The organism is Kocuria sp. CH-021, assembly GCF_049716185.1.
GTDB classification, from domain to species: domain Bacteria; phylum Actinomycetota; class Actinomycetes; order Actinomycetales; family Micrococcaceae; genus Kocuria; species Kocuria cellulosilytica.
Map to the genome: position 1 here is coordinate 25043 of NZ_JBNAFK010000029.1, position 16365 is coordinate 41407.

Consider the following 16365-nt stretch of genomic DNA (forward strand, 5'->3'; position numbering starts at 1 on the left):
CAACATTCGGAAGCCGAGACATGAAGCGGACACTGCGCATCGCCGTCGTGGGGGCGGGCCTCATCGGGCGCCAGCACGCCCGGCGCGTCCTGGGCCGCCCGCACCTGCAGCTGCGCTACGTCGTCGACCCCTACGCCGATCCCGCCGGCGTGCCCACGGGACCGGACACCGCCCTGGTGGCCGATCTCGGGCAGGCCCTGGGGGACGTGGACGGCGTGGTCCTGGCCACCCCGAACGCCGCCCACCGCGAGGGGGCGCTGGCCGCCGTCGCGGCCGGGGTGCCGGTGCTCGTGGAGAAGCCGATCGCCGACACCCTGGAGGCGGCCGAGGAGATCGTCACGGCCGCCGAGGCGTGCGGGGTGCCCGTGCTGGTCGGCCACCACCGGCGGTACTCCCCGCTGCTGGCCCGCGCCGCCGAGGTCATCGCGTCCGGGGCGATCGGGGACCCGGTGGCGGTCATGGGCTCGGCGCTCTTCCGCAAGCCCGACGACTACTTCGAGAGCGCGCCCTGGCGCACCGGGCCCGGGGGAGGGCCGATCCTCATCAACCTCGTCCACGACGTGGACGCCCTCCGCGCCCTGTGCGGGGAGATCGTCCGGGTGCAGGCCGTGGCCGGCAGCGCCGCCCGCGGCCTCGCGGTCGAGGACACCGCGGCGCTCACCCTGGGCTTCGCGAACGGCGCGCTGGGCACGTTCATCGTCTCCGACGCCGCCGCCTCCGCCCGGTCCTGGGAACAGACCTCCCGGGAGAACCCCGGCTACGAGACCGACGAGCACGAGGACTGCTACCACGTGGCCGGCACCCGCGGGTCGCTGTCCGTGCCGACCCTGCGGCTGCGGACCCACCCGGGTGCGGCCTCGTGGACGGAGCCCGCCACCGTCAGCACCGTGGCGGCGCCCCGCGAGGACCCGCTGGACCTGCAGCTGGAGCACTTCGAGCACGTCCTCCGCGGGGAGGCGGCGCCGCGCGTCCCCGCCCGCGAGGGCCTGCAGTCGCTGCGCGTGGTCCACGCCGTGGCGCAGAGCGCCCGGACCGGGCTGCCCGTCCGCGTGCCCACCGATCCTCCGGCGGCCCGCCCGGCCGCCGCCCGTTCCGAGCAGCCGCCCGTCCCGAGAACAGGAGTGGATGACCATGTCGTCGATCCGTGAGCCGGCAGCGCCGGCCGACCCGCCGCCCGACCGGGAGGCCGGCGTCCTCCGCTGGCTGGGCTACGTGGAACAGGTGGTCGGAGGGCTCCTGATCCTGGTGATCTTCGTCTTCGTCCTGATGCAGGCCGTGCAGCGCTACCTGCCCACGGGCACGTGGGTGGGCGCGGGAGAGCTCTCGCGCTACGCCCTGGCCGGGCTGACGTTCCTGATGGCCGGCTACCTCTACGGCCACGGCCTGCACATCACGGTGCTCGTGATCGACCGGTACACCTCCGGGCGGACCGCGAAGGCGCTGCACGTGCTGACCCACGTCCTCGTCCTGCTGGCCTCCCTGCTGCTGCTCAACGAGGTGTGGTTCCTGCTCACGGACTCCGTCTCCCAGTCCACCCCGGCGCTGGGGATCCCCATGCTGTGGATCTACCTGCTGCCCCTGCTCGGGATCCTCACCCTGACCGTGCGCTCGGCCGTGGCGATCTTCGTGCCGCGGGCGATCGCCGCCGACCCCAATCCGCTCCTCGCGGAAGGAGCGTGAGCATGAGCATCTGGATCCTCGCCGTCCTCATCGTCGTCCTCATCGGCCTGCGCACGCCCGTGGGCCTGGCCTTCCTGGGCCCCAGCGTCCTGTACATGCTCCTGGAGGGGAACTCCGCGGGCCTCGGCTTCCGCCAGGCCTTCAACGGCGTCGCGTCCTTCCCGTTGCTGGCCGTGCCCCTGTTCATCCTGCTCGGCTCCATCGCCAACCGCGCCGGGATCGCTGACCGCATCTTCGACTTCGCCCTGGCGCTGCTGGGCCGGGTCCGCGGCAACCTCGGCTACGTCAACATCGCCACCAGCCTGGGCTTCTCCTGGATGAGCGGCTCCGCGCTGGCCGACGCCGCGGCCCTCGGCAAGATCCAGGTGCCGGCCATGATGAAGGCCGGCTACACCTTCCGGTTCGCCTCCGGCCTGACCGCCGCGTCGGCCCTGATCGCCCCGGTGATGCCCCCGTCCATCCCAGCCGTCATCTACGCCTCCGTGGCCGCGCTGTCCACCGGCGCCCTGTTCGCGGGCTCCGTGCTCCCGGCCTTCCTCATGGCGGCGGGGCTGGCGCTCACCGTGCTGCTCCTGACCCGCCGCAACACCGCGCTGGAGACCATCCCGTTCGACTGGTCGACGCTGGGCACCGCGACCCTGCGGGTGATCGGCCCGCTCGGCGCCCCCGTGATCATCCTCGGCGGCATCCTGCTCGGCCTGTTCACCCCCACCGAGGCCGCCGCGGTCGGGGTGGCCTACATGGTGGTCCTGGGCTTCGTCTACCGCACCCTGAACCTGCGCTCCCTCGTGGAAGCGGTCCGCGAGGCGGCGACCACGACGGCGGCGATCACCCTCATCCTGGCCTCGGCCTCCCTGCTGGGCTGGATCCTGGCCCGGGAGCGGGTGCCCCAGGAGGTCGCCGAGTTCGTCACCTCCTTCACCGACAGCCCGATCGTGTTCCTGCTCCTGATCAACGTGCTGCTGATCCTGCTGGGGATGGTCATCGACGCCACCGCGGTCATCATGATCACCGTCCCGGTGCTGATGCCCATCGCCACCCAGTTCGGCATCGACCCGATCCACCTCGGGGTGATCATCATCGTCAACCTCATGATCGGGCTCCTGACCCCGCCCGTGGGCAGCGTCCTCTACGTGATGAGCTCCGTGACCCGCCGGGGGGTGGACGAGGTCTTCCGGGGCATCGCCGTCTTCCTGGTCCCCCTGGTCGTCGTCCAGCTGATCATCACCTTCTTCCCGCCGGTCGTCACCGGCCTGCCGGCCCTGCTGGGCCTGTAGCCCGCCCCGCGCCACCGTCCACGTCCCGACCCACAGCACCGATCCACAGCACCGAACCACGTCACCGACCCACAGGAGAACACCATGCGATCCACCACCCGTCAGCGTCTGGCCGCCGCCGTCAGCCTGCCCCTGGCCCTCGGCCTGCTCACCGCCTGCGCCGGCGGGGGCTCCGGGAGCGGGGGAGGCGAGGGCGGAGGCCAGTCCCTGAGCTTCGCCAACAGCTACCCCGAGGACCACCCGCACAACCGCTGCGGGGCCGTGCTCGTGCAGGAGGCCGTCGCCGACGACGACCTCGAGCTGGAGATCTTCCCCTCGAGCCAGCTCGGCGGGGACACCGACCGGTTCACCTCCGTGATGTCCGGGGACATCGCCCTGGACCTGCAGGGCTCCTCCGGGCTGGCCGCGACCTACGAGCCCATCGGTGTGATGGACATGGCCTACGCCTTCGACGACGTCGACCACCTCTTCTCCTGGTTCGACGAGTCCGAGGCCGCGCAGCAGATGAAGGAGGACTTCGAGACCGAGACCGGGGCGAAGATCCTGGACGTCTGGTACTACGGCGACCGGACCTTCTCCGCGAACTCGCCCATCCGCACGCCCGCGGACCTCGACAACCTGCGCATCCGCTTCCCCGACTCCCCCGTGCACCTGCAGAACGCCGAGGCCCTCGGGGCGGAGCCGGTCGCGGTGGCCTTCGAGGAGATCTACCTGGCCCTGCAGCAGGGCACCGTGGACGGCCAGGAGAACCCGGTGCAGCTCACGGCGCAGAACAGCTTCGACGAGGTCCAGGACTACGTCAGCCTGAACCGCCACTCGGTGGGCTCGCAGCTCGTGGTGATGAACGCGGACGCCTGGAGCGGGCTCTCCGAGGAGCAGCAGACCGCGCTGACCGAGGCCGTGCGGGACGCCCGCGCCGACAACCTCGAGTGCGCCCAGACCGAGGAGCAGGAGGTCCTCGACGAGTGGGAGGCCGCCGGCACCCCGGAGGTCATCGAGGACGTCGACGTCGAGGCCTTCCGGACCAGGGCCCAGGACTACTTCCTGAACAACCTCGACGGCGAGCAGCTCGAGCTCTACCAGGACATCCGCGACTCCGCCGGACAGAACTGACCGTCCCGCGGACCGTGCACGAGGGGCGCCGACCGCACCGCGGCGGCGCCCCTCGCCCTGCCCGCGCGCCGGTGCCGTCCGGGAGGGTCTAGCGGCGCAGCGTGACGGCCGGGTTCTCGCCGTAGACCTGCCGGTGGCGGCGCGCGAAGTCACCGGGGTGGGCCATGCCCCACCGCCGGGCGATGCCGCGCACGGTGTCGCCCCGGGCGGGGTCCGCCCGGAGCAGGTCGTCGTGGGCGGCGACCAGCCGCAGCTCGCGGAGGTAGGCCCCCGGGGTGGTCCCCGCGTGGGAGCGGAAGGCCCGGGTGAGCTCCACGGTGCTGAGCCCCACGTGCCGGGCGACGTCCTCGACCGTGATCGGCGACGGCGCAGCGGCGTGCAGGTACTCCACGGCGCGCCGGTAGGCCGCGTGCTGCCCGGCGGGCGAGGTCCGCCGGGACCCGGGCTCCGCGACGAGGGGGAACGCCTCCAGGGTGGCCACCGCGATCCGCCGCCGCAGATCGGCGCGCAGCAGCGGGAGCTCGGCGATCTCGGGGTCGGCCAGGGCCTGCTGCGCGAACGCGAAGGTGCTCCTCCAGTACCTCTCCTGCGCGGGGGACCGCGGGCGCGGGTCGTGGAAGGCCGGCTCGAGCGCCTCGTCCCCGTAGACCGACCGGGCCGTCTCCTGCAGCGTGGCCCGTCCGACGGTGGCGGAGTCGACCAGCAGCTGGTCCACCTCGCCGTAGTACTCCTGACCGGGCTGGACCAGGAACACCCCCAGCCCGGTGCCCGACCGTCCGTCGATCGTCCATTCGACGCCGCCGGCGCGCGGCACGACGACCGAGAAGACCTCGTCGAGCACCATCCGCCCGGCGATGCTGCCGCGGAAGGTGAGCTGCCCCAGACTGAGGTCGGCGTCCCCCCGCACCTCCTGGCGGTACAGGAACGGCGCCCCCTCGGCGACCGGGCCCATGCGCGCACTCGTGTAGACCTGCCGCAGCGCCTCGTTGGCCACCTCGGGGTCGGTGGTCGCCACGTGCAGGTGGATCGGCGTGCCGGGTTCCGCGCGCATCGGGGATCAGCTCCGCAGGGTGGTGGCCGGGGCCTGGCCGTACCGCTGCCGGTAGGCCGCGGCGAAGCGTCCGCGGTGGCTGAAGCCCCAGTGCGCGGCGGCGGCCTCCACGGTCGCGCCGGCGGCGGGGTCGGCGGCCAGCAGCTCGTGGTGGACGGCGTCGAGCCGGGCGCCGCGCAGATAGGCGGTGGGGGTGGTGTCCAGCTCCCGGCGGAAGGCCGCCTGGAGCCCGCGCACGCTCATCCTGGCGGCCGCCGCGATCTCGGCCGGGCCGACGTCGGCGCCCACGTGCTCCTCGATGAAGGCGACCGCCCGCCGCACCCCGGCCGGGGCCGGGCGGGACTGCCCGGCCGGTGCCTCGCCGCGGGTGAGGAAGGAGCCGGGGAAGGTGTGCAGCAGGGCGGTGGTGAGGGAGCGGGCGGCCTCGGCGCGCAGCAGCGGGCTGCTCATCGCCCGCTCGTCGGGCAGCAGGTCGCGGGTCAGGTGGGAGACCGTCCCCAGCCAGTACCGGGTCATGGCCGGCGAGACCGGGCGGACCCCCGCGAACGCCAGCCGGAAGGTCTCGTCCCCCAGCAGCTGCCGTGCGTGCTCCTCCACGGCCGCAGGGTCGAGGGACACGGTGATCGCCTCGAGCTCGTCCCACCAGCTGCTGAAGGTGCGCTGGGGGAAGAGGAAGGGCCCGGTGCGCGGGAAGCGGTCGCCGGCGCTGGTGGCGCTCAGTGCGCCCGCCGTCACGTGGCACACCCGCAGCACGTCGGCGCCGTCCGTCCTGCCGGCGCACGAGGAGCCCCTGAGCAGGACGCGCTCGTAGGCCACCGGCCCGATGCCGGTCGCGGCCAGCCGCATGTCGAACGCGCCCTCCGGCGACCTGCGCACGCCCCGGATGGCGAAGACCTCGTCGAGCACCGCGATGCCCTCCGCCGGGTCGCGGGTGGTGAACACCGACCGGCGCACCTGGGAGTCCATGCTCCGCAGGCTACGCCCGCGCGCGGACGGAGTCGACAGCCGGCGCCCCGGCCCAGCACCCCGGTACGGCACCGCAGCACCGTGCCGGGTCGTGGCGACAGCACGGGGCGTTCTCCGCGCGCGGTCGCCGCCGGGACCCGGCGCCGTCCCGGGAGCGCGACCGGTGACGGGGGCCGGGGCGTGCGGCATCCTGGGAGAGTGCCGCACCTGGTCCTGGAGGTCGACCCCGCCCTGTGGTTCCTGCTGTCGCCGCGACGCCGGAGCCCGCACTTCACCGTGGACGTGCCCGGCACGGACACGGTCGGCCACGTGGTGCGCATGGTCGGCATCCCGCCGACCGAGGTCGGCCCGCTGCGCCTCGACGGGCGGCCCGTGGGACTGGAGGCGCGTCCCACCGCCGCGGCACGGCCCGGCACGGACCCCGTGCTGGAAATCCGTCCCCGCCGCCGGCCCCAGCCCACCCGGCACACGCCGCCCCGCTTCCTGCTGGACGTCCACCTGCGCCCCCTCGCCCGCCGGCTCCGCCTGCTGGGGCTCGACGCCGCGTGGGAGCCCGACGCCGAGGACGCCCACCTCGTGGAGCGGGCCGCCCGGGAGGAGCGGGTGCTGCTGACCGAGGACCGGGGCCTGCTCCACCGCGGCGCCCTGCCCGAGGGCGCCCTCGTGCGCGGCGGGGACGCCGACGCCCAGCTGGCCGACGTCCTGGAGCGCTTCGCCCCGCCCCTGGCGCCGTGGACCCGGTGCCTGCGCTGCGGCGCCCCGCTCGCCGCGGCGAGCGCGGAGGACGTCGCCGACCAGCTGCTGCCGCGCACCCGGCGGGCCTACCGGGAGTTCTCCCGCTGCACCGGCTGCGGCCGGGCGTACTGGCGCGGGGCCCACGCCGGGCGCCTTGACGCCGTCGTCGCCCGGGCCGAGCAGGTGCTGGCCGCGGCCCCGGACGGGCCGGGCGGCCCGCGGCCGTGACCCGGGCGGTGTCCACGGGCGGGGACCGCCCCGGGCCTCCGAGGGCCGCCCGGCCCGGGGTCGCGCGGGGCGCCGGAGCCCTTGCCGGTGGGCGGGCGCGGGCGTAGCTTGGTGGTCATGTTCCTGTCCTGACGCCCCTGGCCCGCGCCCGCGGCCGGCACCGTCGATCCGAGCCCCTGTGGGCTCCGCGCATCCGGTGCCGCACCGGCCCGGCGGGCCTCGTCCCCGCAGCGACAGGACCGCACCGTGACCTCCACCGCCCCTCCGGCGGCGACCGCCGCCCCGCACCGCGCCGTCCACCTGCGCCTGGACGGCATCGGCGTCAGCCACCCCGGCCGCCGGGTCCTCACCGACGTGTCGCTGACCGTCACCGCCGGTGAGCGCATCGGCCTGATCGGGGAGAACGGCGCCGGCAAGACCACCCTGCTGCACGTGGCCGCCGGCCTCCTCGTGCCCGCCACCGGCACCGTGCACCGGCCCGGGCGCACCGGGCTGCTCCGCCAGGAACTCGACCTCCCCGCCGCGACCGCCCTGGGACAGGTCGTCGAGCGGGCCGTGGGGGAGGTCCGCGCCCTCGAGCACCGGCTGGCCGGGGCGGCCGCCGCGATCGCCCGGGCGCCCGGCGACCCCGCGACGGCCGACGCCTACGACTTCGCCCTCCGGGACGCCGAGCGCCACGGGCTGTGGACCCTCGACGCCCGCATCGAGACGGTCCTCGCCGGGCTCGGCCTGGCCCGCCTGCCGAGGGACCGCCCGGTCGGGGAGCTCTCCGGCGGACAGCGCCGACGGCTCGCGCTCGCGGCCCTGCTGCTGGCCCGCCCCGGGGCGCTGCTGCTCGACGAGCCGACCAACCACCTCGACGACGACGCCGTCGACTTCCTGGCGGGCGAGCTGGCCGGCTGGCGGGGACCGGTGCTCCTGGCCAGCCACGACCGCTGGTTCCTGGACGAGGTGGCCACCGGGCTCGTCGACCTCGACCCCGCCCTGGGGCCCGACGAGTCCGCCGGCGGACCGCCCCGGCAGGGCACGGCCACCACGGGCGGCTACAGCTCCTACCTCGAGCAGCGGGAGCTCGCCCGGCGCCGCTGGGCCGAGCGCTTCGCCGCCCAGGGGCAGGAGCGGGAGCGGCTGCAGGAGATCGCCGAGGTCTCCGGCCGGGAGATCTTCCACACCACGGCCCCCAAGTCCGAGGGACGGATCACCCGGAAGTTCTACAGCGACCGCGCCGCCAAGACCGTCGGCGGACGGGTGCGCTCGGCCCGGCACCGGCTGGCCGAGCTCGAGCGCACCGCGGTGGGCGCCCCGCCGCAGCCGCTGCGCTTCGCGGGGTTCGCCCGGGACGCGGACGCCCTGCCCGGCACCGGTTCCCCGCTGGTCCGGCTGACGGGGGTGTCGATCACGGGGCGCCTGGCGCCGACCGACCTCGAGCTGCGCGCCGGGGACCGGGTGCTGGTCGAGGGCCCGAACGGCAGCGGCAAGTCGACGCTGCTCGCCGTGCTGGCGGGGGAGCTGCGCCCCGACGGCGGGACGGTGGAGCGGCAGGGCTCCGTCGTCGTCGGCCGCCTGGCCCAGGACGACTCCTGGCCGGACCTCGCGTGCACGGCCGAGGCGGCCTTCCGCGCCCGGCTGCGCGACGCGGACCGCGCCCCGACGCCGGCGGAGCTGGGCCTGCTGCGCGCCGGCGACGCCGCCCGCCCCCTCGGGGAGCTCTCCCCCGGGCAGCGCCGGCGGGTCGCGCTCGCGGCGCTGGTCGCGGAGCCCGCCCCGCTGCTCCTCCTGGACGAGCCGACCAACCACCTGTCGCTGGCCCTGGCCGAGGAGCTCGAGCGGGCCCTCCAGGACTTCGCGGGCACGGTGGTGCTGGCCACGCACGACCGGTGGCTCCGGCGGCGCTGGCGGGGCCGGACCGTCCCGGTGCGGCCCGGGACGGAGTGAGGGGCCCGGTGCCCGGCTACGGCGCCGCCGCCGGCAGCGGGCCCGCGGCGGCGTCCTCGCGGACGAACGCCTCGATCTCCCGGCCGGCCTCCCCGAACCAGGGCGCCGACTCCTCGTAGTCGGACCACCCGTCGGTCAGCACGGCGACGACGTAGTCGCGGCCGCCGAGCTCGAGGATCCCGGCGTCGTGCGAGACGTCCTGCAGCAGGCCGGTCTTGTGCGCGAAGCCGACGTCCGGGGAGAAGCCCGAGGACAGGGCGTAGTCGAGGTGCTGCTCCTCGAGGAAGCCCAGGAGCAGCTCGGTGGAGGGGCCGGAGAGCAGCTCGCCCCGGCGCAGGCGGTCCAGGAGATCGGCGACGTCGGCGGGGGTGGTGGTCATCGCCACGACGTCCTCGGAGCCGGTGCCGGGGTCGAACGTCGTGGCCCCGAAGCCCTGCTCGTGCGCGAAGGCCTCGACCTCCTGCCACCCGAGCCGGCGGCCCAGTGCCGCGCCGGAGGCGTTGTCCGACCAGCTGATCATCACGTCGAGGGCCTGCTCGACCGTGAGGCCCAGCTCGGGCAGGGTGTCGGAGAGGGAGAGGGCCCCCCGGTCGACCTGGTCGAGGACCGCGTGGGCGAGGAAGAGCTTGTAGAGGCTCGCGCTCGTGAACGGGCGGTCGGCGTTGCGGGCCGCCACCTCCCCGCCCTCGGGGTCGAGCAGCACGACCCCGAGCTCCCCGGGCACCTCCTCGGCGAGCTCCGCCAGGCGCTGCGCCGGCCCCGCGGGAGCGTCCTCGGCCGTGGGGGCCGCCATCGGTACGTCCACGGTCCCGCCGCAGGCACCGAGGAGGAGGACGAGGGCGAGGCCCAGCGCCGCGGTGCGGCCGGTCCGGGTTCCTCGACAGCTCCTGGGCACGGCACGCCTCCTTCCCTGGGCGGGGGACACGGGCTGAGCGCCCCGGCGCACGGCGCCGGTCCCGCCTCCGACGGTACCGGCGCGGACCGGGGCTGTGGCTGAGCATGTTCCGTCAATCGGGGCGCCGTCCCTTGAACGGAAGTGCGAAGCGTGCTTACCTCTGAGCATCCATGCAGCACCACGGAGGAGGGGTCATGGCCGCAGCGGCAGGCGAGACATGGTGGCGGAGGATGCTGGCGATCGGGTTCCTGTCCTTCGCCGCCCTCGGGCTCGCGGGGTGCGACGAGTCCGGGTCCAGCGGCGGGGAGGGCACGGAGCAGGAGGCCCCCGACGGCGGCAGCGAAGGCGGCGACGACGAGGGCGGCGAGGACGACGGCGCCGGTGACGACGGCTCCACGCCCGAGGGCGAGGGCCCCACGGAGGGCGAGCAACCCGCGGAACAGGGCCAGGAGCAGGGCGAGGAGCAGGACGACGGCTGATCCGGAGGGCCCCTGGCCGGCGGCGCCGGAGCTGCCCCGCCCGCACCTGATGGACCAGCGCTGGGAGGACGCGGTCTTCCTGCACTGGCGGATCCCGGTGGCCGCGGCGCAGGCGCGCATGCCGCCAGGAGTGCGCGCCGACGTGCTCGACGGCTCCGCCTGGGTGGGCCTCGTGGGGTTCCGCATGCACCGGGTGCGGCTCGGCGCCGCGCTGCCCCTGCCGTGGGTGGGCAGCTTCCCGGAGATCAACGTGCGCCTGTACTCGCGCGAGCCGGACGGCACCCGCGGGGTGGTGTTCCGCTCCCTCGACGCCCCGCGGCTCGCGGTGGTCCTCGGCGCCCGTGCCGCCGGCATCCCCTACGTCTGGTCGCGCTGCCGGGCCGTCGTCACGGACGGGACGGACCCGGCCTTCGGCTACGACGTCGAACGGCGCCGCGGAGGGACGCGGTCCTCGTTCGCCGTGCGCCCGGACCGCGCCGCCCGGGCCGACGACGAGCTGTCGCTCGAGCTCACCGCACGCTTCGGCCTGCACAGCCGGTTCGCCGGCCGGACGGTGCACGTCCCGGTCGCGCACGATCCCTGGCCGCTGCACCCCGCCACGGCCGTGCACCTCGAGGACGGGCTGGTGGCGGCGGCCGGCCTCGACGTCGGCGGACCGCCCGAGTCGGTGCTGTTCTCGCCGGGCGTCCGCACCCGGATCGGGCGCCCCCGGACGGTGCCTCGGTCGTGAACCGCCGGGCCGGCCCGTCCTGCTGGGCCGGGCCCGCCGGTGCCGGGCGCCCGCCAGCCCCACAAGAGTGGGCAGGCCCCGGGGCGTGCGGGAGGTCCAGGATGGGACCAACTCCCGCGGGAGCGGCCGGAGGACTCCGGTCGAGGTCGCTCCCGGAGCCGCTCATCCCCGGGACCGTGTCTCCGGGGGAGCCGGACGCGAAAGGCCCGCCGTGACCACCCCCTTCGTTCCCGAGCTGCCCCAGCTGCCGGAGTTCTCCGGAGGCTCCCCGGCCCCGCCGGCGAGCCCGCGCCCGGCCCGCGCGTTCGAGCCGGCGGCCACGGGCGTCCTGCTCCTGCTGCTCGCGCTGACCCTCGTCCTGGCGGTCCTCGTCCGGGCCGTGCCGGTGGGGCCGCTGATCACGGTGGTGCTCCTGCTGCTGGTGTCCGCCGGCGTGTTCGCGGTGGGCGCCCGGGAGGACGACGGTTCCGTCCCGGTCCCGGGGGATCCCCCCGAGGTGCCGGAGACGGCGGGGGCCTACTACTACGACCGGCAGGGCCGCCCGGTGCCCATCGAGGACGCGTTCTGAGCGGCGCCGGCGTCCGCCCGCCGGGGCGGGCGGACCGTGTCCGAAACGTGTCCGTCATCTTCGCCCATGTTGGCCGGTGAGCCCTGACCTGCGCCTACGTTGGTGACGTCGCACCAGACACGGGGTCCGGGGGTGTTCGGGGGAACGCGCCGCGGGCCGGCACCAGTCGCGAAGCGGTCCTCGCTTCTCCACCGGATGGGACGGAACCATGAGAAGAACCACCAGGGCAGTCACGGCCGCGGCCTTCGCGGCAGGAGTCGGGCTCGTCGCCGCCGCGCCGGCGCAGGCGATGGAGATCTACGACATCAGCAACGCCACACGGCTCGCCGAGGGGGCTGCCGTCGAGGGCACCTACACGGTGTCCTGCACGGCGGGAACGAACATCTTCGTCTCCCTCAACGTGACCCAGCGGGTCTCCGAGGGGCGGATCGCCAACGGCAGCTACTTCAAGCAGTGGGTCTGCGAGGGCGGTGAGGTCGAGCTGGACTACCAGGCCGTGGCCTTCAACATGGCCTTCGACGAGGGACCGGCCGTGCTCTCCGGGTTCATCCAGGAGTGCGCGACCGAGTTCTGCGGGACGGGCACCAACCTGCCGCTGCAGGTCATCGAGATCACCGACTAGATCACCGACCAGCAGGACCGCGCCGCGGCCCGGCAGGTCTGCCCGAAAGTCCAGTGCCCGCGGACTCCGCCCGGACCTATAGTCGAAGGCATCGATCGCACACAGCTCCCCCCGCGCCTCCCGCAGCAGCTCGACGACCGCGCCGTCCCCGCCGTCCGCGAAGCGGTCCTCCACGAGGAGGTCCTCGCGTGCCGGCCGGCGCGGGTCGACGTCGTGAGCGGGGCCGACCCCGCCGTGCAGGGCTACCGCACGGCCTGCCGGGAGCTGCTCGAGAGGGCCGGGCTGTGAGCGCGCCCGCCGTCGAGCTGCGCCGCCCCCGGGGCCGGTGGCACCGCCATCGGGAGATGATCTGGGGCACCGCCGTGACCGTGGACGTCCGCGCCGGCGCGGAGGGCCTGCCCCCCGAGTCCGCGGTGCAGCACGCGCTGGACACGGCCGTGGCCAACATGCGGTGGGTCGACGCCGTCTTCTCCACCTACCGCCCCGACTCGCTCGTGACGGCCCTCCGGTCCGGTCTGCTGGACGAGCGCCGGCTCAGCCGCTGGGACGCCGCGCAGGGGGCCCTGCTGGACGTGCTGCAGCGCTGCCGGGAGGGCCGGGTCCTGACCGACGGCTGCTTCGACCCGTGGGCCGTGCGCGGCGGCTTCGACCCCTCCGGCTACGTCACGGCGTGGGCCGCGGAGCGGATCGCCGACGACCTGGTCCGCGCCGGGTGCGCCAACGTCTGCGTGGAGGCCGGCGGGGACGTCGTGACCCGCGGCTCCGCCGCCCCCGGGGAGCCCTGGACGGTTGGGATCCGCCACCCCGACGACGCCGGGGCCGTCACGTGGACCGTGCTCCCCGGCGACGGCGCGGTGTCGACCTCCGGCACCTACGAGCGCCCCGCGCACATCGTCGACCCGCGCACCGGCCGGCCCGCCACGGGCGCCCGCTCCGCGACGGTCGTCGGCCCGGACGCACGGCTGGCCGGGGTGCTCGCCACGGCGCTCGTGGTCGCCGGCCGGGAGGGGGCCCGCTGGTTCACCGGCCTGGACGGCTGGTCGGCCTGGGCGGTGGACCCCGCCCCCGCGGACACCGCGTGGTCGGTCGGCGGGGAGCGGCACCGGGCCGGCTGAGTCCGCGCACGGCCCGGCCGGTGGCTAGGGTGGAGGCGGTGAGCACCCACCCCGACACCGCCCCGGCCCCCGACCCCACCCGCACCGGCATGGTCCGGGTCCGCGGGGCCTCCGAGCACAACCTGCGCCACGTGGACGTGGACGTCCCCCGCGACGCGATCGTCGCCTTCACCGGCGTCTCCGGATCGGGGAAGTCCTCCCTGGCCTTCGGCACCATCTACGCCGAGGCGCAGCGGCGCTACCTGGAGTCCGTGGCGCCCTACGCCCGGCGGCTGATCCAGCAGGGGCACAACCCCGCGGTCGAGGGCATCACCGGGCTGCCGCCGGCCGTCGCCCTGCAGCAGCGGCGGGGGGCGCCCAGCTCTCGCTCCACCGTGGGCACCCTCACCACGCTGTCCAACTCGATGCGCATGCTCTTCTCCCGCGCGGGCACCTACCCCGCGTCCGCCGCGGGGAGCCTCGACTCGGACGCCTTCTCGCCCAACACCGCCGCCGGCGCGTGCCCGAAGTGCTCCGGCCTGGGCACCGTGCACGACGTCACCGAGTCCTCCCTGGTCCCCGATCCGGCGCTCAGCATCCGGGACGGGGCGATCGCGGCGTGGCCGGGCGCGTGGCAGGGCAAGAACCTGCGCGACATCCTGAGCCACCTCGGCCATGACGTCGACGTCCCCTGGCGCGAGCTGCAGCGGCAGGAGCGCGACTGGATCCTGTTCACCGAGGAGCAGCCGGTCGTGGAGATCACCCCGCAGCGGGACCGGGTGGCGAAGCCGTACAAGGGCCGGTTCTGGAGCGCCCGCAGCTACGTCCTGCACACCCTCGCGGACTCCGCGAGCCAGCAGATGCGCGAGCGCGTCCTGCAGTACGTGGTCACCGGCCCCTGCCCCGCGTGCGCCGGCAGCGGCCTGCGCCCCGAGGCGCTCGCCGTGACCTTCGCGGGCCGGAGCATCGCCGAACTCAACGGGGCCTCCCTGGGCGAGCTGGCCGAGGTGGTCCGGCCCACGGCCGCCCTGGAGCACGCCGGCACCGCCTCCCGGGCCGTGTCCTCGGGGGAGCGCAGCGAGGCCGCGGTGACCATCGCCAAGGACCTGCTCGCCCGGCTGCAGGTGCTCCTGGACCTGGGCCTGGGCTACCTGAGCCTGGACCGGTCCACGCCCACGCTCTCCCCGGGGGAGATGCAGCGGCTGCGGATCGCCACCCAGCTGCGCTCCGGGCTCTTCGGCGTGGTCTACGTGCTCGACGAGCCCTCGGCGGGCCTGCACCCGGCCGACGCCGAGCCGCTGCTGGCCGTGCTCGAGGAGCTGAAGGCCTCCGGGAACTCGGTCTTCGTGGTGGAGCACGACATGGCCGTGGTGCGGCGCTCCGACTGGGTCGTGGACGTGGGACCGCAGGCCGGGGACCGCGGCGGCTCGGTGCTCTACAGCGGGCCCGTCCCCGGCCTGGCCGCGGTGGCGGAGTCCGCCACGCGCCCGTTCCTGTTCCCGGACGGCTCCCCCGACGGGACTCCCGGCGGCACGACGGCGCAGCGCACGCCCCGCCCGGTCGATCGGCGGCTGCGGCTGCGCGGGGTCACGCGCCACAACCTGGTGGACCTCGACGCGGAGATCCCCCTGGGCGTGCTCACCGCCGTCACCGGGGTCTCCGGCTCGGGCAAGTCCACGCTGGTCAGCCAGGTCCTGGCCGAGACGGTCGGCCGGTACGTGCACGGCGGGCCCGGCGGCGGCACCGGGTCCGCGGCCGAGCCCGCCGTCGAACCCGCCGCCGCGGCCGCCGCCCCGGCCGCGGCGGCCGGGACGCAGCTGGGCGCGGTCGAGGGCCTGGAGCACCTGGACCGGCTGATCCGCGTGGACCAGCGGCCCATCGGCCGGACCCCGCGCTCCAACCTGGCGACCTACACGGGACTGTTCGACGCGGTCCGCAAGCTCTACGCCGCCACCGACGAGGCGCGGGCCCGCGGCTACGGGGCCGGGCGGTTCTCCTTCAACGTGACCGGCGGCCGCTGCGAGACGTGCCAGGGCGAGGGCTTCCTGGCCGTGGAGCTGCTGTTCCTGCCGGGCACCTACGGCCCCTGCCCCGACTGCCACGGCGCCCGCTACAACCCCGAGACGCTGGAGGTGACCCACCGGGGCCGGAGCATCGCCGACGTCCTGGGCATGCGCGTGGAGACCGCCGCGGAGTTCCTCGCGGACGTCCCGGCCGCCGCGCGCAGCCTGCGCACCCTGCTCGAGGTGGGACTGGGCTACCTGCGGCTCGGCCAGCCGGCCACCGAGCTCTCGGGCGGCGAGGCGCAGCGGATCAAGCTGGCCACCGAGCTGCAGCGGGCCCGCCGCGGCCACACCCTCTACCTCCTGGACGAGCCGACCACCGGGCTGCACCCGCAGGACGTGCAGCTGCTGCTGCGCCAGCTGAACCGCCTGGTGGACGCCGGCAACACCGTGGTGGTGGTGGAGCACGCCATGGACGTGGTGGCGGCCTCGGACTGGGTGATCGACATGGGCCCGTCCGGCGGCGAGGCCGGCGGGCGGATCGTGTGCGCCGGCACCCCGGCGGACGTGGCGGGCTGCCCGCACAGCCGGACGGCGCCCTACCTGGCCGCGGCCCTGACCTGACCCCGACCCCTCCTCCTCCCTCTCCCGTCCGCTTCCCCGGTCCGCTTCCCCCGTCCGCTTCCCCCGTCCGCGAGATTGCGGTTGTCGGCCACCGGGCACGGTTGCGTCGCCGTCAGCTGCGACCTCGGCGCAGGAGGCGCAGGAGGCGCAGGAGGCGCAGGAGGGGCCCCGGAACGGCGCAGCCCCCGCGCGCCGGACGGCGGGCGGGGGCTGCTGGGACTGCCGGGGATCAGTTCTGCTGGTCCTTCTGGTCCTGCTCGCCGGTGCCGAGGAAGTCCCCGGCCTTTTCCGGCCCTTCCCAAATGAGTGTGGGTAAGGGCCCAAGCGGGGTGCGTGTCACGGGGGTCGGGTAGGGGTCGAGGCCT

Annotated in this window: 15 protein-coding genes; 12 read left to right on the plus strand and 3 right to left on the minus strand. The window is 75.5% G+C overall.

Features of this window, described 5'->3' with window-relative positions; all coding sequences use genetic code 11:
• Positions 1–20: 20 nt before the first annotated feature.
• From ACPYN7_RS16860 to ACPYN7_RS16875, 4 genes are all read left to right on the plus strand, one after another.
• Positions 21–1148: a Gfo/Idh/MocA family protein gene (locus ACPYN7_RS16860; RefSeq protein ID WP_424348417.1), complete on the plus strand. Its 1128-nt coding sequence runs from the start codon at positions 21–23 to the stop codon at positions 1146–1148.
• A complete protein-coding gene (locus ACPYN7_RS16865) occupies positions 1126–1680 on the plus strand; it encodes a TRAP transporter small permease (RefSeq protein ID WP_424348418.1) in 555 nt (184 codons plus the stop codon). Before ACPYN7_RS16860 ends, ACPYN7_RS16865 begins: the two co-directional genes overlap by 23 nt.
• A gap of 2 nt (positions 1681–1682) precedes the next feature.
• Positions 1683–2957: a TRAP transporter large permease gene (locus tag ACPYN7_RS16870; RefSeq protein WP_424348419.1), complete on the plus strand. Its 1275-nt coding sequence runs from the start codon at positions 1683–1685 to the stop codon at positions 2955–2957.
• 84 nt (positions 2958–3041) lie between these two features.
• Positions 3042–4070: a DctP family TRAP transporter solute-binding subunit gene (locus tag ACPYN7_RS16875; RefSeq protein ID WP_058872799.1), complete on the plus strand. Its 1029-nt coding sequence runs from the start codon at positions 3042–3044 to the stop codon at positions 4068–4070.
• Between the two features lie 88 nt (positions 4071–4158).
• On the opposite strand, the gene ACPYN7_RS16880 is transcribed toward ACPYN7_RS16875, so the two are convergent.
• Together ACPYN7_RS16880 and ACPYN7_RS16885 are read right to left on the minus strand one after the other, a co-directional pair.
• Entirely contained in the window at positions 4159–5121 is a 963-nt protein-coding gene (locus ACPYN7_RS16880) for a helix-turn-helix transcriptional regulator (RefSeq protein ID WP_424348420.1), read from the minus strand.
• Between the two features lie 6 nt (positions 5122–5127).
• On the minus strand, positions 5128–6087 hold the full coding sequence (locus ACPYN7_RS16885; RefSeq protein ID WP_424348421.1) for a helix-turn-helix domain-containing protein: 960 nt from the start codon (positions 6085–6087) through the stop codon (positions 5128–5130).
• 198 nt (positions 6088–6285) lie between these two features.
• Here ACPYN7_RS16885 and ACPYN7_RS16890 point away from each other — a divergent pair, with 198 nt between their 5' ends.
• Positions 6286–7050, plus strand: a complete 765-nt coding sequence (locus ACPYN7_RS16890; protein ID WP_424348422.1) for a Mut7-C RNAse domain-containing protein — start codon at positions 6286–6288, stop codon at positions 7048–7050.
• 246 nt (positions 7051–7296) lie between these two features.
• The gene (locus ACPYN7_RS16895) at positions 7297–8985 is read left to right on the plus strand and encodes an ABC-F family ATP-binding cassette domain-containing protein (RefSeq protein WP_424348423.1); all 1689 of its coding nucleotides are present in this window, start codon (positions 7297–7299) and stop codon (positions 8983–8985) included.
• Between the two features lie 16 nt (positions 8986–9001).
• On the opposite strand, the gene ACPYN7_RS16900 is transcribed toward ACPYN7_RS16895, so the two are convergent.
• On the minus strand, positions 9002–9880 hold the full coding sequence (locus tag ACPYN7_RS16900; protein ID WP_424348424.1) for a serine hydrolase: 879 nt from the start codon (positions 9878–9880) through the stop codon (positions 9002–9004).
• A 194-nt stretch (positions 9881–10074) separates the two neighbouring features.
• On the opposite strand from ACPYN7_RS16900, the gene ACPYN7_RS16905 reads away from it, so the two are divergent.
• The 6 genes from ACPYN7_RS16905 (at position 10075) to ACPYN7_RS16930 (ending at position 16000) form a co-directional block, all read left to right on the plus strand.
• Positions 10075–10359, plus strand: a complete 285-nt coding sequence (locus ACPYN7_RS16905) for a hypothetical protein (RefSeq protein ID WP_424348425.1) — start codon at positions 10075–10077, stop codon at positions 10357–10359.
• A 49-nt stretch (positions 10360–10408) separates the two neighbouring features.
• On the plus strand, positions 10409–11089 hold the full coding sequence (locus ACPYN7_RS16910; protein WP_424348426.1) for a YqjF family protein: 681 nt from the start codon (positions 10409–10411) through the stop codon (positions 11087–11089).
• 211 nt (positions 11090–11300) lie between these two features.
• Positions 11301–11657: a hypothetical protein gene (locus tag ACPYN7_RS16915; protein ID WP_424348427.1), complete on the plus strand. Its 357-nt coding sequence runs from the start codon at positions 11301–11303 to the stop codon at positions 11655–11657.
• Between the two features lie 208 nt (positions 11658–11865).
• Positions 11866–12279: a hypothetical protein gene (locus tag ACPYN7_RS16920; RefSeq protein ID WP_157571260.1), complete on the plus strand. Its 414-nt coding sequence runs from the start codon at positions 11866–11868 to the stop codon at positions 12277–12279.
• A 284-nt stretch (positions 12280–12563) separates the two neighbouring features.
• The gene (locus ACPYN7_RS16925) at positions 12564–13394 is read left to right on the plus strand and encodes an FAD:protein FMN transferase (RefSeq protein WP_424348428.1); all 831 of its coding nucleotides are present in this window, start codon (positions 12564–12566) and stop codon (positions 13392–13394) included.
• 89 nt (positions 13395–13483) lie between these two features.
• The gene (locus tag ACPYN7_RS16930) at positions 13484–16000 is read left to right on the plus strand and encodes an ABC transporter (protein WP_424348430.1); all 2517 of its coding nucleotides are present in this window, start codon (positions 13484–13486) and stop codon (positions 15998–16000) included.
• The last annotated feature ends 365 nt before the right edge of the window (positions 16001–16365 follow it).